Source organism: Niveispirillum cyanobacteriorum (assembly GCF_002868735.1).
GTDB lineage: Bacteria > Pseudomonadota > Alphaproteobacteria > Azospirillales > Azospirillaceae > Niveispirillum > Niveispirillum cyanobacteriorum.
This window is the reverse complement of sequence record NZ_CP025612.1, coordinates 258515-284632: the sequence shown is the minus strand read 5'-3', so window position 1 is coordinate 284632 and position 26118 is coordinate 258515. Positions and strand designations below refer to the sequence as shown.

Sequence of the window (26118 nt, the reverse complement as noted above, 5' to 3'; positions counted from 1 at the left end):
GGGGCGGCTATTCCAGCAGCACCCGAGCGGCGGCATCGATGATGGCATCGGCATCCAGGCGCAGGGCTGCGTAAAGGTCGGGCAGATCGGCAGACTGACCAAAGGTTTCCACCCCCAATGCCGCCACCTTGTGCCCCCGCACCCCGCCCAGCCAGGAAAGCGCGGATGGGTGCCCATCGGTGATGGTAACGAGACGCGCCGTGGCAGGCAGGGTGGACAGCAGCCGCTCCACCGGCGCCACCGCCGCTTGCCCCGCCTGCCGTGCACGCCGTGCCGCCATCCAGCCCTGATGCAGCCGGTCCGCCGAGGTCACGGCCAGCAGGCCAGCGCCCGGTACATCCTCCAGCAGCTGTGCGTGCGCGGCCAGTGCCTCTGGCGCCAGGGCACCCATATAGATGAGGGTGAGGTCGGCATCGGGCATTGGCGGGCGCAGCCAATAGCCGCCATCGATGACGGCGTCGGAGTCCAGCGGACGGGACGGCTGCTCCAGGCTGCGTGTGGACAGGCGCAGATAGAGGCTGCCGCCATCGGGCCTCTGCATATGCTCAAACCCCCAGCGCATGATGACCGCCAGTTCATCGACATAGGCGGGTTCAAAGCTGGACAGTTTCGGCAACCCCATGCCGATCAAGGGGGTGGCGATGGATTGATGCGCCCCACCCTCCGGTGCCAGGGTCACGCCGCTGGGTGTCGCCACCAGCATGAAACGCGAATCCTGATAAAGCGCATAGTTGAACGCATCCAGCCCGCGCATCACGAACGGATCATAAAGCGTGCCCACCGGCAGCAGCCGCGCGCCGAACAGGTCATGGCTGAGGCCTAGGGCCGCCAGCATCAGGAACAGGTTATGTTCAGCGATGCCCAGTTCAATATGTTGGCCCTGCGGATCGCCCTGCCAGCGCTGCGCCGACACGACCTTCTGTTCCTTGAAAATATCGTGCCGTTCATGCCGGTCGAAAAGGCCGCGCCGGTTGACCCAGGCGCCCAGGTTGGTGGAGACCGTGACATCCGGGCTGGTGGTGACGATGCGTGACGCCAACTCGGTGTCGCCCTTGGCCAGCTCGGCCAGGACCTTCCCGAAGCCTTCCTGTGTACTCATCCGTTCCGTTACCGAAACATCAAGTCGTTCCGGAACCGGTACGAAACATGCAGACAGACGGCGCGTCGGGGTGGCGGTGAAAGGCACCTCTTGCGCCAAGAAGCGCTTCAGGTCCTCCACATCCACATCCAGGCCCGCAAACGGTTCCCATTCCTGGCCGTCCTTGATACCGCACTGCGCCTTGAAGGCGGCCATCTGCTCCAGGTTCATCAGGCCGGAATGGTTATCCTTGTGCCCCTGGAACGGTAGCCCCATTCCCTTGACCGTATAGGCCACGAAACAGGCCGGTCGCTCGGCATCCGGGCCGTTGGCGGCGGTGTGGAAAGTGTCCAGGATTGTTGGCAGGTCATGGCCGGCCAGATTGGTCATCAACCGCGCCAGCATCGCATCATCATGGCTGTCCAGCAGTCCCCGGATGCCGCTGGTCGTGCCCAGATCGCGGACCAGCGCTTCGCGCCAGGACGCCCCGCCCTTGAAGCACAGTGCCGCATAGAGCTGGTTCGGACAGGTGTCGATCCAATGGCGCAGCGCCTCACCACCCGGCTCCATGAACGCTGCCTCCAACAGGCGGCCATATTTCATGATGACGACATTCCAGTCGAGCGACCGGAACATGCCGGTGATCGGCTCCCACAGCTTGTCGGAAACCACGCTGTCCAGGCTCTGCCGGTTATAATCAATGATCCACCAGGCATTGCGCAGATCATGCTTCCAGCCTTCCAGCATGGCCTCGAAGACATTGCCCTCGTCCATCTCCGCATCTCCGACCAGGGCCACCATGCGGCCCTCGGGCTGATCCGACAGGCCCTTCAGGCGCACATAATCCTGCACCATGCTGGCAAAGGCCGTGACCGCCACACCCAGACCGACGGACCCGGTGGAGAAATCCACGTCATCGGTATCCTTGGTGCGCGATGGATAGGACTGGGCGCCGCCAAAGGCGCGGAACCGTTCCATCTTCTCCCGCGTCTGCCGGCCCATCAGATACTGGATGGCGTGAAACACGGGGCTGGCATGGGGCTTCACGGCGACCCGATCCTGCGGGCGCAGCACATCGAAGAACAAAGCCGTCATCAGGCTGACCATTGAGGCACTGGAGGCCTGATGCCCGCCCACCTTCAACCCGTCGCGCGACGGGTTGAAGGTGATTGGCATTGTGGATCATCCAGGTGGACAGCCACAGCGCCTTTTTCTCCAGCGCGCGCAGATGCGCCAGACGGCGGTCATCGCGGGCGACACCGGGGGCGGCGGGGCGAATATCGGGCATGGTGGACGTGTCCCTGACAGAAGGCATCTGGCCCCGCCACCGCACGCCCGACCAAAGCCGGCCAACAGGCAAACCGCCGACGGAAGACCCATCGGCGCTTATATCAGCAAACTCGTCTCAGGTGAAACGATCAGCCCGCGCGCGGGCTGCCGAACAGCCGCGTGAAACTGTCGACCGTCAGGGTGCGCACCGCCCCCTTGTCCCGGCGCAGACCATGCGGGTCAGGCCCGTCCACCACATCATTGCGCGCCACATAGCGCACATGGGGGAGCGGAAAACCGTCCTGTGTCACGGCCAGCACGCGGGCCGTTTCCACGGTGTTAAAGATCACCCGCTGATACACGGCACCCGGAACAGGGGCCGCCAACGGTTTGGAACGCTTGAACAACGACACGCTCATCGTAACGCCCCCCATTTCGGTTCACCCCGGACTTGACCCGCCATTGGCCGTCCGTTTCCCAAAAGTGGTACTGCTTTTCCGGTATATGGAAATTAACGCATTCATTTTGTGTGCGCAATAAGATGTCACAGAATCCTGCGACTATCTTCCCAGGATTTATCCTGGATTTTAGGCAAATCAATGAAACATCATTGTCACACGGATCGGCTGTTAGGACATCATTCTGGTAATACTTAACAGTGTGGATTCACATTCCGATGTTGCCGAAACGAAACCCTGGAGATGTCGCGTCGCGCACACGACAGGGCGTGCAACAACATTACCTGACTGTTTTTCAAAGATTATTCTGCTTCAAAACAGCCGGCACCGCCTCGGGCAGGTCCTCCGCGATCAGCCCCCGACCACAGTATTGGCCCGCAGCGCCATGTAGCCAGGCACCTGTACTGGCGGCGTCGAACGGGTCCATCCCCTGGGCTAGCAGGGCCAGGATCAGGCCCGACAGCACGTCGCCGCTGCCCGCAATAGCGAGATCAGGTGGCGCATTATGATTGACGCGCACCCGCCCATCGGGATGCGCGATCACCGTATCCGGTCCTTTCAGCAACACCACCGCCCCCGACTCCGCCGCTGCATGGCGTGCACGGTCCAGGCGGGAACCGGTCAGCGGACCGAACAGCCGCGCGAACTCCCCCTCATGCGGGGTCAGCACCCAGCGGTCATTGAGGCCAGCCTGCCGCAGCGTCGAAAGCGCACCTGCAAAACTGCTGAAAAAATCGGCATCCAGCACACCGGCCTTTCCGGCACGGAGGCTGGCCAGCACCGCCTCGCGCAACAGGGCCCCCGTCCCGGCGCCCGGCCCTAGCAGAACGGCGTTACGACGTGGGTCGGCCAGCAGTTCCGAAAAGCCGCCCGCATCGGTGATGGGCTGCACGATCAGGCTGGGCATGGACAGACTGTAGACCAGCTGCGCCGCCGGCTCACAGGCCAGCGTCACCAGCCCGGCACCCAGACGCAGGGCAGCCCGCGCCGACAGTCGGGCCGCCCCCGTCATCACCGTCCCACCCAGGATCAGGGCATGGCCGCGCTGATATTTGTGCCCCGTGACAGCGGGCCTGGGGAACTGCGCGCGCCACAGAGTCGGGTCATTGGTCTGGATGGTCGGGCCGATGCTGGCCAGAACAGTGTCCGGGATGCCGATATCGGCAATGACCAGCCGCCCGACATGGCCGCGTGCCGGATAAAGGTAATGGGCGGGTTTGGGCCGGAAGAAGCTGACCGTGACATCCGCGACGGGGGCCGCACCCAGCACCACCCCATTATCGCCATGGATGCCGCTGGGCACATCCACGGCCAGAACCGGCAAGCCCGGCTGCGCCATGGCCTGCACCAGCGCCAGTGCCTGCCCCTCCAGCGGACGGTTCAGTCCTGCGCCGAACATCGCGTCGATTACCAGACCGGCACCGGACAGCAGGTCCGGTGAAGCCACGTCCACACAACCAGTCCAGCATTCCGCCGCCCAGGCCGCATCCCCGCGCAGCGCCACACGGTCGCCCAAAAGCCCGACCCGCACCCGCCAACCGGCGGCGGACAGATGCCGGGCCGCCACGAACCCGTCACCCCCATTATTGCCGGGACCGCACAGGATCACGACAGGCCGGGGCCGGCCACCGCACAGAATAATCGCCTCACGCGCCACAGCCATGCCCGCGCGTTCCATCAGCAGACTGCCGGGGATGCCCGCCTGCATGGCAGCGCGGTCGACCGAATACATCTGAGCGACCGTCAGGATTTCATGGGCCATGCCCTATCTTCCAGCTCGGGAGAAAGCACGGGGCCAGTTTGCGCCAGGGTGGGCACGGCCTGGAAATGAAAAAGGCCGCCAGGAGGCAGCCTTTTTTCCAGTTTCTCCGCCAAGGGAGAATGGGGCGATGGACGGGACTCGAACCCGCGACCACTCGGACCACAACCGAGAGCTCTACCAACTGAGCTACCACCGCCGCCGGAGGCCGCCTTATGCAACAACAGCCCCAGGGCGTCAAGCATTCCTTTTACAAAAAATCGCAGGCCCGCTTTGCTCGGAACAAGGCCGCAGACGTGACAGCATTTTGCCACTGAACAAGGCGCTTCGCTTGGTTAATGCGCAGTTTTTCGGCCTGACGATTAAAATGTGACCACATATTTGCACATTTTTTGATCACACTACCCGCAAAACATGATCAAATGCCAGCGATCCCATGCCACATCCAACTGGCATGGGGCATGCTTATAGTATGGCCGCACCGGTCAGGGTGGCAACAGCCGGACCGGTGCCGAAATTTGGAGCTGCGGGACGCGATGAAGAAGATTGAAGCGATCATCAAGCCCTTCAAGCTGGATGAGGTGAAGGAAGCCCTCCACGAAGTGGGGATCAAGGGCATCACCGTGACCGAAGCCAAGGGCTTTGGCCGCCAGAAGGGCCATACCGAACTCTACCGGGGGGCCGAGTATGTCGTCGACTTCCTGCCCAAGGTGAAGATTGAGGTCGTCATGGATGACAGTATGGTGGAACGCGCCGTCGAGGCGATCCAGCAGGCCGCCCATACGGGCCGCATCGGCGACGGCAAGATCTTCGTGACCCCGGTGGAAGAGGTGATCCGCATCCGCACCGGCGAGCGCGGCCCCGACGCCATCTGACGTTTTTTCGGGCATTTCGGCAACATCCGAAGCGCCCGAAACCAGGGTACAGAATTTTCTTTCAAATGGTCCGGGGATGGAGTAACGCCACCAACCGGCGGCCCCAAAGCCTGGGACCAGTTCCTTCCACGACAAACCTCAAACCACGGAAGCAGAGGCTATGTCCGATTTGGCCACGTTCTTCGACCTGATCAAGGAAAACGACGTCAAGTATGTCGATTTCCGCTTCACCGACATCAAGGGGAAGGTTCACCACGTTTCCCAGCATATCTGCACTGTCGATGAGGATCTGCTGACCGACGGCGTCATGTTCGACGGCTCGTCCATCGCCGGCTGGAAGGCGATCAACGAGTCCGACATGACCCTGCTGCCGGACCTGTCGACGGCCGTCATGGACCCGTTCTCGGCCCAGCCGCTGCTGACCGTTCTGTGCGACGTGCTGGAGCCCTCCACCCGTCAGCCCTACAGCCGCGACCCGCGCTCCATCGCCAAGGCCGCTGAGCGCTACATGGCGTCGGCCGGCATCGGCGACACCGCCTATTTCGGTCCGGAAGCCGAATTCTTCGTGTTCGACGACGTGAAGTTCGAAGTCTCGATGAACAAGGTCATGTACGAGTTCGACTCCGAAGAGGGTCCGTACAATTCCGGTCGTTCCTACGAAGGCGGCAACCTGGGCCATCGTCCGGGCGTCAAGGGCGGCTACTTCCCCGTGGCCCCGATCGACAGCGCCCAGGACCTGCGCGCTGAGATGCTGACCGTCCTGGGCGAAATGGGCGTCGAGGTCGAGAAGCACCACCACGAAGTGGCCGCTTCGCAGCACGAGCTGGGCGTCAAGTTCGGCACGCTGGTCAAGATGGCCGACGGCATGCAGCTGTTCAAGTATGTGGTCCATAACGTGGCCCATCAGTACGGCAAGACGGCGACCTTCATGCCGAAGCCGGTGTTCGGCGATAACGGCTCGGGCATGCACTGCCACCAGTCGATCTGGAAGGACGGCAAGCCGCTGTTCGCCGGCAACCAGTATGCCGACCTGTCGGAAACCGCTCTGTTCTATATCGGCGGCATCATCAAGCACGCTCGTGCCCTTAACGCCTTCACCAACCCGCTGACCAACAGCTACAAGCGTCTGGTCCCGGGTTATGAGGCACCGGTGCTGCTGGCTTACTCCAGCCGCAACCGTTCGGCCTCTTGCCGTATCCCGCACGTGTCGAGCCCGAAGGGCAAGCGCGTCGAGGTCCGCTTCCCCGATCCGGGCGCGAACCCCTACCTGGCGTTCGCCGCCATGCTGATGGCCGGTCTGGATGGTATCCAGAACAAGATCCATCCGGGCGAAGCCATGGACAAGAACCTGTACGATCTGCCGCCGGAAGAACTGAAGGAAATCCCGACGGTTTGCCGCTCGCTGCGCGAAGCCCTGGAAAGCCTGTCGGCCGACCGCGACTTCCTGAAGAAGGGCGACGTCTTCACCGACGACATGATCGACAGCTTCATTGAGCTGAAGATGGAAGAAGTGCTGGCGTTCGAAACCTCGCCGCACCCGATCGAGTACAAGATGTACTACAGCGTCTGATGCGTTCGGCCCCGTAACGGGCCGGCACTCAGCGATGATCAGCAGACCCCCGCCGGGCAACCGGCGGGGGTTTCGCATTTCCGAGCGATCCAGTAGTCTGCGTCCCGCAATGCAGAACCCGACCAATCTTCCCGATCAGGCCATTTCGAGCCCCGGCTTCCTGGGCGGGTCACCACGCCGCATCATGGGCATGGTGATGCGCAACTGGTTCCTGATCCGGCAAAGCTGGCCGCGCATGCTTGAGCTTTGCTACTGGCCCACGGTGCAGTTGCTGGTCTGGGGTTTCATGTCGCAGTTCCTGCGTGGTCAGACCTCGCTGCTGGCGGGGGCCGCTGGCGTGCTGATCTCTGCCGTGCTGCTGTGGGAAGTGTTGGTCCGTACCCAGATCGGGATGAGCATCACCTTTCTGGAGGAGCTTTGGTCCCGTAACCTGGGCAACCTGTTCGTCAGCCCGCTTCGCCCCTGGGAATGGGTGGTGTCGCTGGTGGTGATGGGTTTCATCCGCGTCATCCTGGGCGTGTTGCCGCCTTCCATCCTGGCGGTGATTTTCTTCGATATCTCCATCCTCGACCTGGGCCTGCCGCTGGCAGCATTCTTCGCCAATCTGATGATGCTGGGCGTGGCGGTCGGGCTGCTGACATCGGGCATGATTCTGCGGCACGGGCTGGGGGCGGAGTCGCTGTGCTGGATGGCCGTGTTCGTGCTGGCCCCCTTCTCCGCCGTCTATTACCCCGTCTCCGCGCTGCCGCCAGCAGTGCAGTATGTCGCCCTGGCCCTGCCATCGACCCATGTGTTTGAGGGAATGCGGGCCGTTCTCTATCAGGGGACCGTGGAATGGCGGATGCTGGGGCTGGCCGTTATTCTTAACCTTTTCTATCTGGGGCTGGCTTCCCTATATTTCCTGCGGGCGTTCCGTAATGCGCGGCAGCGCGGCGCGCTGTTGCAGGCGGGTGAGTAGGTCGGGGCATCACGTGGCGGAACGGAAATACGCGGTACAGCGGCCCAAAGGGGCGAAATGGGAAACCCTGTCCCTGGTCGATGATCTGGGCCAGGGAAAGGCGGAATTCCGCAATGCCGTGAACCTGCATGGTGCCGGCCCTGTCCGCCTGATCCAGGTGGATTTCGTCAGCGATGAGGCGCTGGCCGATTTCGACTGGCGCCTCATCGAACTGCATGACCCGCGCAAGGGCGATCGGCCCAAGCCGACCGTTGTGGCCGGAAGCGAGCGGGCAAAGCCAAAGCAGCAACCGGCCAAGGGCAAGAGCACCGGCAAGGCCCGTGGCCCCGCCGGTCCGGACGAAAAGGTGCCCGTGCCGGTAAAAACCTATATGTTGGCCTTCCTGTTCGGGGCCGTTTCCCTGGCCGCCTGGGCGCTGTTCTACAGGACCTGACGCCATGTCCATACCGCGTATTGCCATTGTCGGGGCGGGCGCCATCGGCACCGTCATCGCTGCCCGCCTGTCGGCCCGGGGCGGGCTGGATGTCAGCCTGTGCCTGCGCAGCGGTGGCTTCAGCAGCCTGGAGGTGCAGGGACCGGACGGCACCGTCGCCGCCACGCCGACCCTTTATGCCGATCCGACGCAGACACGCCCGGTCGATTGGGTGATCGCTACCACCAAGGCCTATGACAGTGCCGCCATCGCCCGCACCTGGCTGCCCGCCCTGATGGGGCCGCAGACGCGGCTGGCCGTGCTGCAGAACGGGGTGGAGCATGTGGCGAATTTCGCGGCCTTTGTCGATCCCGCCCGCATCCTACCGGTGATGCTGGATATCCCCGCCGAACGGCTGGGCCCTGGCCGCGTTCTGCAACGCGCCGCCGGCATCATGGTGGTACCGCAAGGGCCGGACAGTGCCGACTTCATCACTCTATTCCACGGGACCGGCATCAATGTGACGGCGGATGCCGATTTCACGACCGTTGTCTGGCGCAAGCTGTGCCTGAATGCCGCCGGTGCAGTGTCGGCCCTGCTACGGCAACCGGCGGGCATCGTCCATCATGCGGGGGCGGCGCCGGTGATGCGCGCCCTGGTGGCCGAATGCGTCGCCGTCGCCAGGGCCGAGGGGGCCAATATGGACGATGCAACGGTGGATCAGGTGATGGATGCTTGCTGCGCGGCGGCACCGGCGGGGATCAATTCCCTGCTGGCCGACCGGATGGCGGGGCGGCCCATGGAGCTTGATGCCCGCAACGGCGTCATCATCCGGCGCGGTGCGGCCCATGGTATCCCGACACCGGTCAACCAGACCGTCCATGACCTGATTCTGGCCGCTGTGTCGGCGGAGAAGGCTCAACGGTAAAGGCGCGGCACCTCGATCATGGGGCAACGGTCCATGATCACGGTGCTGCCCAGCGCCTCGGCTTTGGCCGCCGCCGCATCATTGCGGATGCCAAGCTGCATCCAGATGAAGGGGATGCCGCGCGTCGCCGCCTCAACCGCCACCTCCCCCGCCGCATCCGCTCGGCGGAAGATATCGACCATGTCGGGGCGTTCCGGCAGATCGGCCAGACTGGCATAGGCGGTCTGGCCCAGGACCGTTCGCCCTACCAGCGCTGGGTTCACCGGGATCACCCGATGTCCCCGGTCATGCAGATATTTCATCACATAGAAGCTGGGCTTGGCTGGGTCCGCGGTCGCCCCAACCACTGCAATGGTACGGGCGCTGTCCAGGACATGGCGGATCAGATCATCTGAATAATGGTCATGGTTCATGGGTTCAGCTCCACAGGGCCCAGCCCAAAGTCCGGGTCGCTTGGCCGTATCCGCCCGCCTACCATGGTGGGGGACAAGAGGGAGAAGATGGCATGACGGCCACCGAACGGCCAACGGCCCTGGATGTTGAAGGTTTCATCCGCCTGCTGGATGAACATATGCCACAGGTGCGCGCTGGCGGGTTCAGCGTGTTGGAGATGCAATGGGGCCGCTGCACCATGCAGGTGGAGGCGGATGAACGGACCATCCGCGCCGGGGGCACCATTTCCGGGCCTACCATGTTCACCTTGGCCGATCTGGCGCTGTATGGCGCGGTGTTAAGCCAGATCGGCAATGTGCCGCTGGCCGTGACCAGCGACATGACCATCCATTTCCTGAAAAAGCCGCCGCAGCGCCCCCTGGTCGGTGAAGCCAGGATACTGAAACCGGGCCGCCGGCTGGCCTATGGCGAGGTGCTGATCCATTCCTTGGGCGACCCCGACCCGGTCGCCCATGCCACAGGCACCTACGCCATCCCGTCCAGCAGCTGAACCAGGATCATTCGGCCTTCTTCGGCACAGGCCCCAGGGCCATCGGTGCTTCCGCCGCCAGCCAGGCGAAACTGGCAAAGGCCGCCGTGGCCTGATCCAACTTCTTCGGGTCAACCTTGTCCAGCGTGTCGTCGGCGGTGTGGTGGTAATCGAAATAGTCCGTGCCATCCAGACCCAGGCCACCCGTCGGCACCCCCTGCGCCGCCAGCGGACCGATATCAGGTCCGCCGCTGCTGGAGCCACGTCCCGGCACGATGCCCAGCGGGGCCAGCGCCTTGCCGATAGCCTCCGCCACCGGCTTCGCCTCTGGCCGGAAGTTGGCATTGAAAGTGATGACGGGACCAGCACCGAAATCCGCCTCGGTGCCAGCCTGATGCTTGGGCAGTTCGGCGGCATGCTGCTTGGCATAGGCATAGGCACCGACCAGCCCCACCTCCTCCGCCCCGAACAGGACGAAGCGGATGGTGCGGCGCGGGGCCTGCGGCATGGATTTGATGATCTTGGCCGCCGCCAGGACGATACCGACCCCGGCCCCGTCATCCAGGGCACCGGTACCCAGATCCCAGCTGTCAAGATGCGCGCCGATCACCACGATCTCGTCGGGCAGTTCGCGGCCCTTGATCTCCGCCATGACATTGGCGTCAGACAGCGGCCCCATGGCCTGGCTGGACAGGACCATCTTCACCGACACGGGCTGACCCAGTGCCAGAACGCGGTTCAGTTGGTCGGCGTCAGGGTTGGACAGGGCACCGGCGGGGATGGCCGTCACACCGTCGGCATAGCGGGTGATGCCGGTATGGGGGAAACGGTGGCTGTCGGTGCCGATGGACCGGATCAGCAGACCAACCGCGCCCTTGCGCGCCGCCGCCTCCGGCCCCTTGCCGCGCACCCCCACCGCCTCGCCATAGCCGCCGCCATCCTGCAGACGGTTCATCTTCTTGTCAACGAAGGCGATCTTGCCTTTCAGGCTGCCTTCCGGTGCGGCTTCCAGATCTTCCAGCGTATCGAAGCGTACGACAGGAGCCGTGATGCCGTCTGGCGGGGTCGTCACGGAATGGCCCAGCGCCGTGACATGCAGATGGTGGGCGACCGGGGAAAGGATCGACGCATGCTCGATCCCGCGTTCCCAGCCATCCACCGTAAACGGCTCAACCTTGATATTGCTCAGCCCCAGTTCCTTGAACCGCGCTTCTGCCCATTGATGCGACAGCTTGGCGGCAGGCGATCCCGCCAGACGCGGGCCGACACGCACCGTCAATGATTCGACGAACCCATAGGCCCCGGACCCGGCCAGGGCCTTGGCCTGGATATCGCTGCTGGCCTTCAGGGTGGCGGGAGTAAAGACATTGGCATCGGCAGCGAATGCCGGCTGCCCCAGGGCCAGCAACGCCACACCGGCGGCCAGCAGAAAACCGAAACGCTTCAAGGCACAGGCTCCTTCAACGGACGGCGGGGATGGCATGACCCCGGATTGCCGAAAGGGTAACCCAGCCTGCCGCTGGAGAAATAAGGGATTTGTCACGGTCACAATTGGGCGTGCCACCATTGATAGCGCGCAGCCCCCCGCTTGCATGGTTTCGCCATGTCGTGACCTTTGGGATAGGGTGTGGAGGCACCCCACAAAAACGCTTGACGCCCATGCGCAACGGGCGCACCATCAAATCGTAACAAAGACACGGAGGGTGATTTTGACGGTAAAGACGCCCCCTACGCAGTGGGCGGCCGAGTAAGACCGGCGATCGACTGCGCTCCGTAGCCTGGGAGGGTGTGTAAAAACATGACCCCACCGCAGCATAATTTGGCGATTACTTGATATATCGCAGCAACCATCCCGAAACCGCGTTTTGACATAGGTCCTTGTGGTTTCGGAATTGAGAAGACCCCCGTAGGCGCATCCAGCTACGGGGGTTTTCTTTTTGTGTCCTGTCTTATGGAACGCCCCGATGTCGGCTTCGCGGCGGCGGCTAGACCCAGAGCAGCCAAGCATCAACTTTCGCTGCCTCGGCATGCGCAGCACCATCTACGGTCCCTGCATTCCACCGTATGGCAACTCCATCCCCGCAGAGTTTGCGGAAAGGCTGCTAGGGCCTTAAGGCGCAATGGCTTTGGCTGTTTCTTCTGCTATCATCGGCTTGGCGATAAGGGGAAGGACAGCCGCATCTTGATTTCCGGCGGACCCGTCAAGAACTGTCAGGACAGCGGCGGCTGGTTCCTTTGCCTAGTCTTTACCTGTCTTATCCTTGTTCTTTTGCCATTGCCGGCAACGGCGGAGCGCTGGGACGCGCTGGCCGATACTGTGTTCCAGAATTATGGCCGCGACCAGGGCCTGCCCCACATCGTGCCGACGGCCTTGGCGCAGGACCGGCAGGGCTTCATCTGGATCGGGACTCAGGGCGGTTTGGCCCGCTGGGACGGGTACCGTTTCCGTACCTATCGCGCCGATCCGGCCCAGCCCGGCAGCCTGCCCGATGACTGGGTCCAGCGGCTGTTCGTGGACAAGGCCGGGCACCTGTGGGTGGGCGGCTCCGCTGGCGGCCTGTCCCGGTTCGACGGCACCACCGACACCTTCATTCGCATCGCCTTGAAACCCGCCGGCCAGCGCACGCACATCGGCGCCCTTTCCGATGATGGCCAGGGTGGCCTGTGGATTGGTACCGATGTCGGGCTACACCATTTGGACCAGGATAGCGGTGAGGTCCGGCATCTGACCGGCGATGAAGCAGCAAAGGTGGGCCTGCCGGTTGGCCGGGTACTGTCGCTGCTGCGGGAGGATGCGGGAACCCTTTGGGTTGGCACGGTCCAGGGATTGGCCCGCAGTGACGATGCCGGCAGCAGCTTCACCTTGTTGCCGATCGCGGAGGGTACGGGCGGTGTTTCGGTTCTGTTGCGGGATGATCAGGGGCGCTTGTGGGTCGGCACCCGGCGCGGTGGTCTTTTCATCCTGGACAGCGGCGAAAGCACCCTGCGCCCCGTCGATGCAGGCCCCCTGGTCGGTGCGGCACGGGGCGTATCGGCGCTGTCCCTGGTGCGACCGCAGGAACTGTGGGTCGGGCTGCGCGGTGGCGGTATCTGGGCGGTTGACCTGCGCAGCCTGGAAATGCGCCCTATCCGCCATGACCGGACGCTGCCCAACAGTCTGGTCCATGATGATGTCTGGTCGGTTCTGCGCGATGATGCGGGATCGGTCTGGGTAGGCACGACGGGCGGGCTGTCATACCGTCCGTTCGACAGCGGCATCGTTTCCACCATTTTCGGCGGGACCCTGCGGCCCAGGGCGCCGCGCGGCAGTGATGTCTCCGTCATCCGGCCCACGCGCGACGGGCGGTTCTGGCTGGGCTACCTGACCGGGGGCGCCGACCTGATTGATCCCGTGAAGGGCCTGATCGATACCGTGACGCCAGAACAGGACAATCCGGAGACAGGCCTTCCCCAGGATGCGGTCTTTTCAATCGCGGAAGATGCCGATGGCCGTGTCTATTTCGCCAGCCGCCGCGGGCTTTATGTCCGGGAGCCGGGGCAGGCTGGTCTGCGCCTAGCCACGATACCGGGGCGGGACCGCCATGCTGCGGTGACCACCCTGTCGTTCGAGGATGGGGTTCTGTGGATCGGCGGGGAAGATGACGGCATCTGGGGCGTGGTGCCCGGCGGAGGAGACGATCTCGGCACCGTCGTGCTGGGGCGGGCGGACGGTCTGAACCTGCCAGACCCGGGGGTCATGGTCACACGGCGCGGTCAGGCAGAAGATTTGTGGGTCGGCACCCGCAATGGGCTGGTGCAGATCAACCTCACCGCCCGCACCAGCAGCCTGATCCCGGCGGCACCGACCGATCCGATGGGTCTGCCGGCCCGGTTCGTCTCCTGTCTGCTGTTCGACCGGCAGGGTCGGCTTTGGGTTGGTACCTTCGGGGGCGGTCTCGCCATGATGACGGGGCGCGACGCAGAGGGGCGGCCCCGGTTCCGCCGCCTGGGCACGGCTGATGGCCTGCCCCATGCCAATGTCGACAGTTTGCAGATGGATGGGTCGGGCGCCATCTGGGCCGGAACCGACGATGGCCTGGCCCTGATTGATCCGGTCGCCATGACAGTACGGCCCGTGCGCCGGGCCGATGGTGCGCCGCTGGTCGACTATTTCGTGGGCGCCGGCGCCACCAGCCTTGAGGGGGAAGGCCTGTTCGGTGCGAAGGGCGGGATCACGGTCACCCGCCCCGGTACCCTGCCCCCCTGGCGGTTCCGCCCCCCCATTGTTATCACCGACCTGCGCGTTGGTGGAAAGTCGCTGCCGGTGGCTCCCTTCAACCACGCCGCGGCACCGGCACCGCCGCTGATCATCACGCCGGAGGCCAACAGTCTGGCCGTGGAGTTCGCAGCACTCGACTACACGTCCCCGGAACGCAACCTCTATGCCTACCGCCTGGACGGTTATGATCGCGACTGGGTCGCCACCGATTCCAGCCGCCGGCTGGCCGTCTATGCCAACCTGTCGCCCGGCACCTACACGCTGCGCCTGCGCGGCAGCAACCGTGACGGGCTGTGGACCGATCAGTCCCTGGCCCTGACGGTCCGCGTCATGCCGGCCTGGTATCAGCTTCTATGGGTGCGGTTGCTGGCCCTGCTGGCCGGGCTGTCGGCAGTGGCCGGCCTTGTCGGGTGGCGTACCGCCTATCTGCGCCAGAAACAGGTGGAGTTGGAACAGCAGATCGCCGACCGCACCGCCGATCTGCGCTCGGCCAATGAAATGCTGGAACAGCTGGCCATGACCGATCCGCTGACCGGCTGCGCCAACCGCCGTCACTTCATGGAACGCGCCGGACAGATGATCGAACTGGCGCAGCGCCATGGCACGCCCCTGTCGCTGGCGGTTCTGGACCTGGATGATTTCAAGCGGATCAACGACACTTATGGCCATCCGGGCGGCGACGCCGCCCTGGCCATGACGGGACAGCTTCTGTCTGACCATATGCGCGGCACTGACCTGATCGGCCGGATCGGGGGGGAAGAGTTCGCCCTGCTGATGCCGCACACTGGTATGGCAGGCGCCGTGCCGCTGGCCGAACGGCTGCGACAGGCCATTGAGCACGGGGAGGTCACCGCCGATGGTCAGGCGATCCATGTGACGGCCAGCCTTGGCATCGCCGAACTGCGCCCTGAAGAGGATTTCGACGGGCTCTATGCCCGCGCCGATTATGCGCTTTACGCCGCCAAACAGGGCGGGCGCAATCGGGTGGAACGGGCGGGCGGCGACTAAACGCTGCGTTGCCCAAGCCCGGCAGACAAACGATGTTCGGCCACGATCCGCGATACGGTCGGCTGGCTGATCCCATGCTGACGGGCCATTTCGGCGCCTGTACGGTCACCAGACAGGATGCATTCCGCAATCTCCCGCCGCTGCTTGGCATCCAGCTTGCGACGGCGCCCGCCAACCCGACCGGCTGCACGCGCTTTGACAAGGCCAGCCCCGGTCCGTTCCAGCAGCATCACGCGTTCAAAAGCCGCGAAGGATGCGATCATCCGCATCAGCATATGGCCGGCGGGACCCATGGTTTCGATCCCTTCCGCCAGACTGCGGAACCCCGCACCGGCCCGCGCGATGCGGTCCAGAAGATGCAGCACCTCCTTGAACGACCGCGACAGCTGATCCAGGCCGGTGACCACAACGATATCGCCCGGCGAAAGACCGTCCAGAAGACGGAACAGTTCGGGCCGGTCCCATCGGCCCGCCGACGCCACCTCCGTCAGGATGCGTTCGCACCCCGCTTCGCGCAGCGCCCTGATCTGGCTGGGATTTCCTGGTTCGTCCACACGGGAGACACGGGCATATCCGAACTGCATGGGGTCCTCCCTTCCTCACACCAGGCTAGATCGCCAGACGCTGATTGGGCTTCAGGTTGAACTGCCGTACCGCGCGACCGGGCATGCGCAACGAGACGCGCTGTGCCTGGGGCGAAATGCCCAGCAATGCCTGTGGCGTGCCGTCTTTGGCGGTGATCAGGCGGGCCGCCCCACCTTCCACGCGCGCCAATGGCTTGCCCGACAGGGTCAGGTCCGCCCCCCTGGCATCATAGGCAACCGATGCCGACCCGCCGCCATCCAGTGGCAGCGACAGCCGCGCGCCCTGCGCCGCCTTGTGGCCGGGTCGGATGTTCCAGAACAGGCTGCCGGGTTCTTCGACAACGCCGATCAGGCGCCAGGTGTAATCCACCATGACCAGCGCGGTGGGTGAGTAGTTGGGGTGATCCTCCCCATGGGTGAACAGGCCGGTATCGGGGTCCATCTGCTGCCGGAAAGTCAGATCGGCCTGGATCGCCTCACACCAGCGGTCCATCATCTCGGTAAATTCCGCTGCATGGCCATAATGGTCCATCCAGCGCGGCGCGCGCAGCGCTGTCAGCCCCTGGCTGGCCCCGCCCCAGCTATTGGCCGGTATGGGGCGCACAAAGGCGGGGTCGTCCATGGCGATGGAGGAGAGCGGATATTTGCCCCAGAAGGCCTTGGGGTTATGCAGATGGCGCGTCCACAGCGTGTCGAACAGCGCCTGATCCACCACATGCTCACCGCAGACCCGGCTGATCACATCCGATCGCACGCGGATGAACTTGCCTTCCGCATCCAGATCATAGAAGGCCGCGTCCTCGGCCACATAAAGTTTCGACAGGATCAGGTTGCGGATCACCTCCGCCTGCTCCGTCCAGCGGTCGGCCTCTGTGGTGCGGCCCAGGGCGCGGGCCATGTCGGCCAGGGCGCGGCGGGCGCCATAGATGGTGGCTGAAAGGTCGGGGCACAGGCGCGGCAACCCGGCCAGGTCATGATGCCGCCGTGCATCCTTGTTGGGACACTGGTTGGGCATCCCGGCCCAGCGCGGGCTGTTATCATGGCCGGTATCATAGGTGCAGAACCCTTCCACCAGACCGGTCCCGCGCGTGTTGCGATAACGCATCAACCAGCCATCCCAGGCACCACAGGCCCGATACGCTGCCTCCAGCAGCTCGCCGTCGCCGGTATCGCGCGCCAATTCCCAGGCAGTGGCCGCGATGGGCACCACCATCTGGATCTGGCCAAAACCGGTTTCCGCCACCTTGTTATTGGCCGGCAACTGCCCGTCGGCGCGCTGCAGCTCAAAGAAAGTCAGATGACTGTTGCGGGCCACATCCGGGCGGAACTTGCGATAGACCAGGGCCTCATGCGGGCCGCATTCCTGCCAGATGCCGCGATAGACGCTGCCTTCGATCAGAACCGGCTTGGTGACATAGGGCATGACCTGCACATTGCCGGCCAGCACCTCCAGCGCCTTGTCATAAGCTGTCTGCCAGGCGCTGTTGGTGGTGGTGAAACGCGGAGCATCGGCCATCTGCGTGTCACCGGCCCAGACGCCGCGCGGCATGGACAGGCTGGCCAGACCGGCGGCACCGGCGGACAGCAACGCGCGGCGGGAGAGTGTGTGGATCATCGTGCATCCCCGTTGCTCAACGGCCCCAGCCGTACCCAATCGACATCCACCACGCCCCCTGGCTGCCCCTTCGTGAAGGTGAAAAGGGCGGGGCGGGAGCCCTTCCACCAGGAGAAGCGGGCCAGCTGAATGGGCTCGCCAAACGGCTGAAAACTTTTTCCCTCATCCAGGCTGTAGGCGTATCGGACCTTCTGATCCTCCGTCACCTCGGCCCGAAGCTGTACGGTCCTGGCTTTCACGACCGGGCCCGGCGTTTCCACCCCAGCGGACGACAAGGTCAGGCGCTTCTGCGTCCCCTCCCCCGCAACGCCAATCCAACTGGGCCGCACGCCGAACAGGGACAGGCCCGCCCGCTGCCCATCCTTCAGGCCGGAGATATCCAGCCGTGCGGTGATGAGCCGGTCTGGTCCTTGCAGAATCTGGGTCAGGGTGTTGCGGGCGGTCGTAATCTGTTCCGCCTTGCCCGCTGTGAGGCGCAGGAAGCCGGGACGGGCCGACAGGCTCCACGCCTTGTCATCAGGGTTATGATTCCAGGACCATTGCAGGCCCAGCGATTTGGCCGTGAATTCGTCGCTGTCCTGTAAACGGTCCTGCGTGGGGGCCACGCCCGTGTCCGGCATCGGATGCACCGTCACCGGCTCCCCGCCATAGGTGCCGGCTATCCGCTTGCCCATCACGGGCCAGTCATCGACCCATTCGACGGGCTGCAGATGCACGATGCGGCCAAAGGCGCCGGTACTGTTGAAATGCGCGAACCAGCCCTGGCCCGACGGGGTTTCCACCCAGCCGCCCTGGTGCGGGCCTTCCAGGGCCGTTGTCCCCTGGCTCAACACCACCTGCCATTCATAGGGACCGTGGATAGAGCGGGAGCGCAGGGCCACTTGCACGCCCTTCTCCACCCCGCCGATGGGGGCAAGGATATAGTAGAAGCCGTTGCGCTTATAAAGCTTCGGCCCTTCCAGGATGGGCAGCTTCTCCTTGTCCTGGATGATGATCTTGCCTTCATCCAGCACGCTTTTGCCATCCGGGCTCAGGCGATGCAGGATGATGGGGCCGGCGCCGACCACGGAATGGACCAGCCAGGCCGTCCCGTCATCATCCCAGAAGGGGCAAGGGTCTTCCAGCTTCGGTTTGGCGATAACCTGCACCGGGACCGTCCATGGGCCTTCCGGCTTTTCCGCCGTCGCCATAAAGACACCTTCGTCCGGCGTGGCCCAATAGACATGGAACAGGCCGTCATGGTGACGGATGGACGGCGCCCAGACACCGCTGGCATAGCGGGTGCCGTCCACCGGCTTCGACTTGGTGTCATCCAGTTGAAACGGCCCCGGCATATCATAGTCGGGTGCGAAGGGCAGCTTGGGCAGGACATGCCCCACGATGGTCCAGTGCACCAGATCGCGTGATTTTAGCACCGGAATGCCGGGTGAGAAATGGAAGCTGGACGCCACCATCACATACTCATCCCCGACCCGGATCAGATCCGGGTCGGAATAGTCGGCATAGAGGATAGGGTTGGCATAGGTTGCCGGTTCCGACGCCCGCACGGTCAAGGGCGACAGAAGTGCGATGGACAGGGCGGTGGAAAGCAGGAACCGACGCATTATCTTCACCCTGCCATCTGATTGCCGTAACCGATGATGATGGTGGCCAGCACCAGCAGGCCGACACCCGACCAGACCATCAGGCGCACACCGGGCCGCGCATCCTTCCATTCCTTGAAGGCAAAACCCCAGAGCGTGCCGAAAATGATGATGGAGGCCATGTGCAGGGTCCAGGAGGAGAAGCCATAGGCCCCCATCTGGCTTTCACCCATCGTGTAGAAGAAGAACTGGAAGTACCAGGCGGCACCGGCAATGGCGCAAAGCACGAAGTTGGCGACCAGCGGCGGACGCTCGCCAGCGTCCTTGGTCCGGCCCAGCCATTCACCGGCACTCTTGTTGCGGTTGATCAGGATGCCGCACCAGACGGCATTGGTGATCAGGCCGCCGAACATCACCAGGCAAAGGATAGGAAGACCGGTCCAGAGCGGACCCGTGCCAGCCGCCGCCGACAGCGCCTTCACCGGCTCCCCGGCCGCGAGCCCGAAGGCAAAGCAGGAGGACATGATGCCGGAGAAGGTGGCGACGGCGATGCCCTTCACAAAGTCGAACTCCGCCACCGCGGCCTTCTTCTGCTCCTCCGACAGGGCCGCATCCTTGCGCGCACCCGCCATGGCGACGACCACGATACCGGCAAAGGTAACGGCCAGACCCAGTAGGATGACATTGCCACCCGCGGTGTCGATCAGTTTGGCCTTGAAATCCCCCTGGAACAAAGGCGGGATCAGGGTACCGAACACGGTGCACAGACCCAGCACCACCGCCATGCCCAGCGACAGGCCCAGATAGCGCATGGTCAAGCCGTAGGTCAGGCCACCAAAGCCCCAGAGCATGCCGAAGATAACGGGCCAGACCAGGGTCGGCGTTGGCGTTGCCGACAGCACACCCAACAGGTCGTTGGTTTGCACCGACGCAAAGAACCACGGCGCCAGCAGCCAGGAAACGATGCCGCCGGTCAGCCAGTAGATCTCCCATGACCAGCGCCGGACAGCGCGATAGGGGACATAAAAGCTGGCCGAGGCGAGACCGCCCAACCAGTGGAAAAGAACGCCCAGCAACGGATTGCCAACCATGCCTGATTATCCTCCCATTTCACCTTTTCGGGCTGAACGCCTCTATGGTGCCTTGGCATAAGGTACGCCGAGTGCGTCCTGCCCGGTGATTTATACGGCAAATTTCTCACATTCTGAATTTTGATCTTAGATTGTGGTGAATTAATTAGAATGTGGTTCTACCGCCCGAGGTATCGAAGGTGGCAGCGGTGGTGAAGCTGCATTCCTGTGACGCCATGAAACAGACCATGGCAGCACTTTCCTCCACCATGCCGAGGCGCCCCATGGGGATGCGGGAGCGCATATAGTCAACCTGGCTTGGCGGCAGCTGATCCAGGATCGGGCTGTCAAAGGTGGCGGGCGTCAGGCTGTTGGCGATCACGCCCTTGGTCGCCAGTTCCTTGCCCAGCGATTTGGTGAAGCCGATCACCCCCGCCTTCGACGCCGAGTAGGCGGAAGCATTGGGGTTACCTTCCTTGCCGGCAACGGACGCGATGTTGACGATGCGGCCGTAACCGCGCGTCAACATGTGCGGCACCACGGCCCGGCAGCAATGAAAGACGCCATGCAGGTTGATAGCGATGGTGCGGTACCAGCTGTCCAACGGGAAGTCCTGTACCGGCGCGGTGGCCCCGGTGATCCCGGCGGAGCAGATCAGGATATCGACATGACCCAGTGCCGCCACACTGGACAGTGTGGCCACGGCCACCTGTGCGGCATCGGCGACATCAACGGCCACAGTGTGGGTGGCATCCACATCGGTGGCGGCGGCCGCCAGGGCGTTGGCATTCAGATCCCAGAGGGCGACCCGCCCCCCTTCCGCCCGTACACGGCGGGCAACCGCCAGCCCAAGGCCGGACGCGCCGCCGGTAATGATCGCATTGCGCCCCGAAAAGCGCCCGGCAAAACTGCTCATCTCAAAAGACCTCGGGATTAGAAGGTACCATTGATCGGGCCGTCATTGATCCGGTCGGGCAGCCAGCGGGCGCCTGTGCTGCGGAAATCGACGACATCCTTCAACGCGAAGGCAGGGGCGGCGCGCGGTACGCGCAGGCGGAAGAAATCCGCGTCCTTCACATCCTCCAGCCGGATGGCCGGACGCGGATCGGGTGCTTCTACTGCGATCTCGACATTGGTCATCTCCACCCGCCGCGCGTGGCGGATGAAGAAGCCCGTGGCCGGCAGATCGCCGAACATGGTCGCTTCCGGATAGGCCATTTCGGCCTCCGGCGGATTGATCTGCGCCATAGACGCTGGCGCGCCACCGACATGGTGGAAATAGCAATCCGCGATGCGCAGATCCTCGATGGGCTTTTCGGTGAGGCCTGCGACGACCGACGGCAGGATGGTGGCGCTGGAACTGACCACATTCTGGATCAGGATACGTTTCAGCGACCCGACCGGCACACCCGCCGGCCCCCGCATGCGCTTGCCCAGACGCAGGAAGATCGGCGCGTCGACAATGCCACGCATGGCAATATTGCTGACGGTCACATCCTCGAACACCCCGCCATCCACCGTCTCGAACGCCAGACCCCGGCTATCCTCGAAAATGCAGTTGGTGATGGTGATGTTGCGGAAACCGCCATTGGTTTCCGTGCCGAATTTGATACGCCCGTGGATCAGGGGCGCAAAATCGGCGGGCATCTTCTTCCAGGTGCCGTCCAGGACGGACCCGACCTGATAATTGCCCGTCACCAGACAGTCGGAAATGGTCAGGTTCTCCGTCACCCGCGCCTCGCCCAGGCCGAAGCTGGATTTGGGACAGATGGCGTCATCGTAAGGGGAATTGACGGTGCAGTTGGTGACCCGGACATTCTTGCAGCAATCGATATCGAACCCGTCGCGGTTGGTATCGACCAGCAGATTGTCGATGGTCATGTTATCGACGCCGGTGGCCAGAAGGGCGAACCATCCCCCCTCCAGCACCTTGAAATCACGCAGCAGGACGTTGCGGCACCATTTCAGGGCGATGGCCTTGTTGCCGGTGCCGGGACCGGACGGGTCCTTCAGCCAGTTATCCTTGCCATCGCCACGGCCCAGTCCCTTGCCCCAGATCAGACCGGGACCGATGATGGCAATGTCGTGCAGCCCCTCGCCCCAGATCAGGCTGTTGCGCCAATGGCTATGGCCGAAATCCTGATACTTGTTCCAGTCCGGAATGGGCTCCGGATGGTCATAGCCCTGGGTGTCGGTGGGTGCCGCCGCGAGGATGGTGGCACCCTGCTCCAGATACAACGTAATGCGGCTTTTCAGCCGGATCGTGTAGCAGGCATAGGTGCCGGGCGGGAAATAAACAGTACCGCCGCCGCGTTCGGCCACATAATCGATGGCCTTGTTGATGGCGGGCGTGTCGATGGCGCTGCCGTCACCCTTGGCCCCGAATTGGCGGATATCAGCCTGGAAGACCTGGAACGGCCCGCCCTGGGCGGGTTGGGTCTTGGCGGCGGCGGCCCCGGCAACCATACCGGCACTGGCCATCGCCCCGGCACCCATGACAAGCGAACGGCGGTCGAACATCTTCACCCTCCCGATCATGCCCCCTCCCCCGCCCAAGGGCGGGAGAGGGGCTTCTTGACTTAGAACTTCACCGTAGCACCCAGGAAGAACTCGGGCCCGAGCACGTCATAGGTGGCCGAGAAGGTGTTGGAATTCGGCCCCTGCGTGGTGATCGGCGGGCGGTTGTTGAACGCATTGTTCACGCCGCCGAAGACCTGCAGGCTGTCGCTGAAATCATAGTTGAAGGAGACGTCGAAGTAGTTCTGGGCGGCCAGCGTTGGGTAGGCGATGCTGTCCAGTGCCGGCGTGGCGGCGGAACCCTGACGCTTGGGCACAATGTAACGGTCGGTGGTGACCTTGCCGACATAGCGGTGGCGGACCGACAGCTGCAAGGCATCGACATTCCAGCTGACGCGCGTGCTGCCCCGCCAGACCGGCAGCGGCTGACCGCAGGTCGGGCCGAACGAGCCCTCGCAGTGATTCTGGATATTGGGGAATGCCGCCACGGGGGTGGAGGTGAAATCATCCAGGAAGGTGTAGCTGGTGGAAATGTCGAAGGACGACACATCCGACAGGCCGGGGAAGCCGAAATCGGCGGCGAAGGAATAGCGTGCCGCCAGATCGATACCCGACGTCTGCAAGCGGCCCGTATTGGCGTTCAGGATCTTGGCCACATACGGATCGTTGATCTCGCCCGTCGTCGGGTTGCGGTTGATGGCGCGGCAGAACTCGCTGCCAGCGTCCTGAATGACGTTGTAACAGAGGTTCAGCGTGTTCTGCAGACCGCCGCCCAGGGCAGAGATGGCGCCGTCCAGCTTGATCTTGAAGTAATCGACCGACAGGTTCAGGCCGGGCACGAATTCCGGCGTCAGGATGGTGCCGAATGTGTAGGTATCGGACCGTTCCTCACGCAGGTTCGGGTTGCCGCCGAAATCAGCACCGAAGATGGTGTTGGGCTGTACCGCCGCCGTGAATATATTGGCGGTCGGCACACCCGTAGCCGCACAGATGGCGCGCACCGCCGCCGTCTGCTGTGCTGCCGGGGCACGGGACGAACAGGGGTCGGTGGCAACGCTGACCACGCGGTTGATGCCGCCGAACAGCTCATTCACGTTGGGCGCACGGATGGCGCGCTGATACTGCCCACGAAAGGCGATATCGCTGGTGGCGCGATAATCCAGACCACCGGAATAGGTCCAGACCGAACCGATGCCCGACAGGGAATAGTCGGAATAACGGAAGGCGCCATTGGCCTCCAGCGCGTCCACCATCGGCAGATCGCGCAGCAGCGGAATGTTCAACTCGCCGAACACTTCCTTGACGCTGGTGCTGCCCCGGGTCGGCAGGCCGGGATTGAAGCCCGCCACGTCGCCCGACGCCAGGAAGCTGTCGGGGGTGAAGGTGGCGCTGGTGTCACGCCATTCCACGCCGGTGGAGAAACCGACATCGCCCGCCGGCACCGGGAACAGCTTGCCCGTCACGCTGGCCTGGGCCGTCTGCTGGGTGGCGACGGTGGAGTTGGTGGCGTTGATGGCGATGGCCGTACGGCACGCGGCGGAGATATTGGCGCCGAAGATGTTACAGACGGGGGCCGTCGACCCGTTGGACAGCAGCGAGGCCTGCAAGCGCGACCGCGAAATGGCGTTCTGCAGCAGCAGCGTATTCTCGGTGCGGGCGTAGGTGTAATAGGTGTTGAAGTTCAGGTCAGAGAGGAAATCCTCTGACGCACTGCCCAGATCCCAATCGAAGCCCCAGGCCCCGCGATAGGTGTTGCGGCGTTCCGTGGCGCGGCGGGGGCCAACCTCCACATAGCGGCGACCGGCGGTGACAAGGGCCAGACCATCACCACGCGTGGTAGTGCGGGTAGCGGTACCGCTGGTCACTGTCGTCGTGCCAGTTTCCGCCAGGTCCAGCTGGCGGAAAACCTCCTGCATGGCCGGTGACAGATAGGGGTTGTTCACATTGAACAGGGTCGGCGCGCCGACATTGGTCGGGGCCAGGCGGGCGTCGACCACATTGTTGGAGTAATGCAGCTCCATGAAACCACGGATCTTGTCCGTGAAATCATAATGGCCGAAGCTGTTCAGCATCACGCGGCGCTGCGGCTGGATCAGGTAATTGTCCGGACCCAGGTTGAAGTCATCCTGCGGCGTGATCGCCGGGCGCGCCGTCGTGCCACCATCGTTGAAGGTGAACCCACGTGAGCCCAGCGAACCCAGACCGGCGGCGGTATAGGCGGCGTTCAGCGCGGCATTGGACCCGCCGAACGACGGAATGCCGGAGAAGCGGCCATTCGGGATATCGCCCGAACCACCCCGGATGAAGCCCAACTCGCCGCCACCGGCGACGCAGCCCTGGCCCGCAGGCGGCGTAAAGGGCGTGCCCGCACCATTGGCGCTGCCCGACCCCTTGACCACGCAGCCATCGGACAAGCTGTCATAAGCAAAGCTGCCACGGTCGCCGCGCGTGATGGCGCCACGGTCCAGGAAGTTGCCGGCCACCACGACATTGCCACGGCCATTGGCGAAATTGCCGCCCGCCGTGATGTCGACATTGTAGGTCGGGGTGGTCGTCGGCTGGTCCAGATTGATCTGGGCGCGGGCTTCGACACCTTCGAAATCGTCGCGCATGATGAAGTTCACGACGCCTGTGATGGCATCCGAACCATAAACCGCCGACGAACCGCCGGTGACGATTTCGGTGCGCGCAATCAGTGTGGACGGGATGGTATTCAGATCGGTCACCTGCTCCGGCCCATAGATGGCGAAGCGGCGACCATTGACCAGCACCAGATTGCGGGTGGCCCCGAAGCCACGCAGGTTCACATCGGCAAAGCCACCGGGAACTGTGTTGGAGGTGGCGCTGCCCAACTGCGAGGCGACGGCCTGCGGCAGCTGCGCCAGCATCTTCTCGATATTGACGTTACCGGACAGCTTCACTTCCTCGGCGCCCACCACATTCACAGGCGTGGGGGCGGAGAAGGCGCGCGGAATGCGCGAGCCAGTGACCACCACCTCTTCCAGCACGTCATTCGAGGCGGGGGTGGACTGTGCCAACGCTGGCAACGCGACGCCGACGAAAGCGGCGGCAGCAATGGCGGTGCCGCTCAGCAGCCGTCCGCGACGGCTGACTACACACTTGTTCACGAGTGACCTCCCTACTTGGCTTTTCGATGATTTGCCCACGCGCCGGGGACCGGGATCACCCCTTTTGCCCTCAGCGCATATCCCATATTTTGAAAGGCACTATTATCTAATGAGAGAGGATCGTCA

Annotated in this window: 19 protein-coding genes and 1 tRNA gene; 7 read left to right on the top strand and 13 right to left on the bottom strand. The window is 63.7% G+C overall.

Features of this window, described 5'->3' with window-relative positions; genetic code table 11:
• Positions 1-7 precede the first annotated feature (7 nt).
• The 4 genes from C0V82_RS17190 to C0V82_RS17175 form a co-directional block, all read right to left on the bottom strand.
• On the bottom strand, positions 8-2254 hold the full coding sequence (locus C0V82_RS17190) for a 1-deoxy-D-xylulose-5-phosphate synthase N-terminal domain-containing protein (RefSeq protein ID WP_425438272.1): 2247 nt from the start codon (positions 2252-2254) through the stop codon (positions 8-10).
• Between the two features lie 242 nt (positions 2255-2496).
• Positions 2497-2766 (bottom strand): hypothetical protein, encoded by a 270-nt coding sequence (locus C0V82_RS17185; RefSeq protein ID WP_054168979.1) that lies wholly within the window; start codon positions 2764-2766, stop codon positions 2497-2499.
• A 334-nt stretch (positions 2767-3100) separates the two neighbouring features.
• A complete protein-coding gene (locus C0V82_RS17180; RefSeq protein WP_102113693.1) occupies positions 3101-4567 on the bottom strand; it encodes an NAD(P)H-hydrate dehydratase in 1467 nt (488 codons plus the stop codon).
• Between the two features lie 120 nt (positions 4568-4687).
• Positions 4688-4763: transfer RNA gene (locus C0V82_RS17175), tRNA-His, on the bottom strand.
• A 337-nt stretch (positions 4764-5100) separates the two neighbouring features.
• On the opposite strand from C0V82_RS17175, the gene C0V82_RS17170 reads away from it, so the two are divergent.
• The 5 genes from C0V82_RS17170 to C0V82_RS17150 all read left to right on the top strand — a co-directional run bounded on the left by C0V82_RS17170 (position 5101) and on the right by C0V82_RS17150 (position 9307).
• The gene (locus C0V82_RS17170) at positions 5101-5439 is read left to right on the top strand and encodes a P-II family nitrogen regulator (protein ID WP_102113692.1); all 339 of its coding nucleotides are present in this window, start codon (positions 5101-5103) and stop codon (positions 5437-5439) included.
• 160 nt (positions 5440-5599) lie between these two features.
• Entirely contained in the window at positions 5600-7009 is a 1410-nt protein-coding gene (glnA, locus tag C0V82_RS17165) for a type I glutamate--ammonia ligase (protein ID WP_102113691.1), read from the top strand.
• Between the two features lie 109 nt (positions 7010-7118).
• A complete protein-coding gene (locus C0V82_RS17160) occupies positions 7119-7967 on the top strand; it encodes an ABC transporter permease (protein ID WP_102113690.1) in 849 nt (282 codons plus the stop codon).
• 13 nt (positions 7968-7980) lie between these two features.
• Positions 7981-8400 (top strand): hypothetical protein, encoded by a 420-nt coding sequence (locus C0V82_RS17155; RefSeq protein WP_102113689.1) that lies wholly within the window; start codon positions 7981-7983, stop codon positions 8398-8400.
• A 4-nt stretch (positions 8401-8404) separates the two neighbouring features.
• Entirely contained in the window at positions 8405-9307 is a 903-nt protein-coding gene (locus tag C0V82_RS17150; protein WP_199772576.1) for a 2-dehydropantoate 2-reductase, read from the top strand.
• Here C0V82_RS17150 and C0V82_RS17145 read toward each other — a convergent pair.
• A complete protein-coding gene (locus C0V82_RS17145; RefSeq protein ID WP_102113688.1) occupies positions 9298-9720 on the bottom strand; it encodes a CoA-binding protein in 423 nt (140 codons plus the stop codon). The two genes, C0V82_RS17150 and C0V82_RS17145, sit on opposite strands and share 10 nt — an antisense overlap.
• Before the next feature lie 92 nt (positions 9721-9812).
• Here C0V82_RS17145 and C0V82_RS17140 point away from each other — a divergent pair, with 92 nt between their 5' ends.
• A complete protein-coding gene (locus C0V82_RS17140; RefSeq protein ID WP_102113687.1) occupies positions 9813-10250 on the top strand; it encodes a PaaI family thioesterase in 438 nt (145 codons plus the stop codon).
• 7 nt (positions 10251-10257) lie between these two features.
• Here the strand turns inward: C0V82_RS17140 and C0V82_RS17135 are convergent, their stop codons facing one another.
• Positions 10258-11676 carry a M20/M25/M40 family metallo-hydrolase gene (locus tag C0V82_RS17135; RefSeq protein WP_102113686.1) on the bottom strand — a complete coding sequence of 473 codons (1419 nt, stop codon included), beginning with the start codon at positions 11674-11676 and terminating at the stop codon, positions 10258-10260.
• A gap of 735 nt (positions 11677-12411) precedes the next feature.
• Between C0V82_RS17135 and C0V82_RS17130 the strand changes: the two genes are divergently transcribed.
• Positions 12412-15495, top strand: a complete 3084-nt coding sequence (locus tag C0V82_RS17130; RefSeq protein WP_158660008.1) for a ligand-binding sensor domain-containing diguanylate cyclase — start codon at positions 12412-12414, stop codon at positions 15493-15495.
• On the opposite strand, the gene C0V82_RS17125 is transcribed toward C0V82_RS17130, so the two are convergent.
• The 7 genes from C0V82_RS17125 to C0V82_RS17095 all read right to left on the bottom strand — a co-directional run bounded on the left by C0V82_RS17125 (position 15492) and on the right by C0V82_RS17095 (position 25992).
• Positions 15492-16079: a recombinase family protein gene (locus tag C0V82_RS17125; RefSeq protein ID WP_102113684.1), complete on the bottom strand. Its 588-nt coding sequence runs from the start codon at positions 16077-16079 to the stop codon at positions 15492-15494. The two genes, C0V82_RS17130 and C0V82_RS17125, sit on opposite strands and share 4 nt — an antisense overlap.
• Positions 16080-16104: 25 nt before the next feature.
• Positions 16105-17694, bottom strand: a complete 1590-nt coding sequence (locus C0V82_RS17120) for an MGH1-like glycoside hydrolase domain-containing protein (RefSeq protein ID WP_102113683.1) — start codon at positions 17692-17694, stop codon at positions 16105-16107.
• Positions 17691-19298 carry a glycoside hydrolase family 43 protein gene (locus tag C0V82_RS17115; protein ID WP_102113682.1) on the bottom strand — a complete coding sequence of 536 codons (1608 nt, stop codon included), beginning with the start codon at positions 19296-19298 and terminating at the stop codon, positions 17691-17693. Before C0V82_RS17115 ends, C0V82_RS17120 begins: the two co-directional genes overlap by 4 nt.
• A gap of 5 nt (positions 19299-19303) precedes the next feature.
• The gene (gene rhaT, locus C0V82_RS17110; protein ID WP_102113681.1) at positions 19304-20368 is read right to left on the bottom strand and encodes an L-rhamnose/proton symporter RhaT; all 1065 of its coding nucleotides are present in this window, start codon (positions 20366-20368) and stop codon (positions 19304-19306) included.
• A 145-nt stretch (positions 20369-20513) separates the two neighbouring features.
• Entirely contained in the window at positions 20514-21263 is a 750-nt protein-coding gene (locus C0V82_RS17105; RefSeq protein WP_102113680.1) for an SDR family NAD(P)-dependent oxidoreductase, read from the bottom strand.
• A 17-nt stretch (positions 21264-21280) separates the two neighbouring features.
• Entirely contained in the window at positions 21281-22867 is a 1587-nt protein-coding gene (locus C0V82_RS17100; RefSeq protein WP_102113679.1) for a rhamnogalacturonidase, read from the bottom strand.
• Between the two features lie 59 nt (positions 22868-22926).
• Positions 22927-25992: a TonB-dependent receptor plug domain-containing protein gene (locus C0V82_RS17095; RefSeq protein ID WP_199772575.1), complete on the bottom strand. Its 3066-nt coding sequence runs from the start codon at positions 25990-25992 to the stop codon at positions 22927-22929.
• Positions 25993-26118 lie beyond the last annotated feature (126 nt).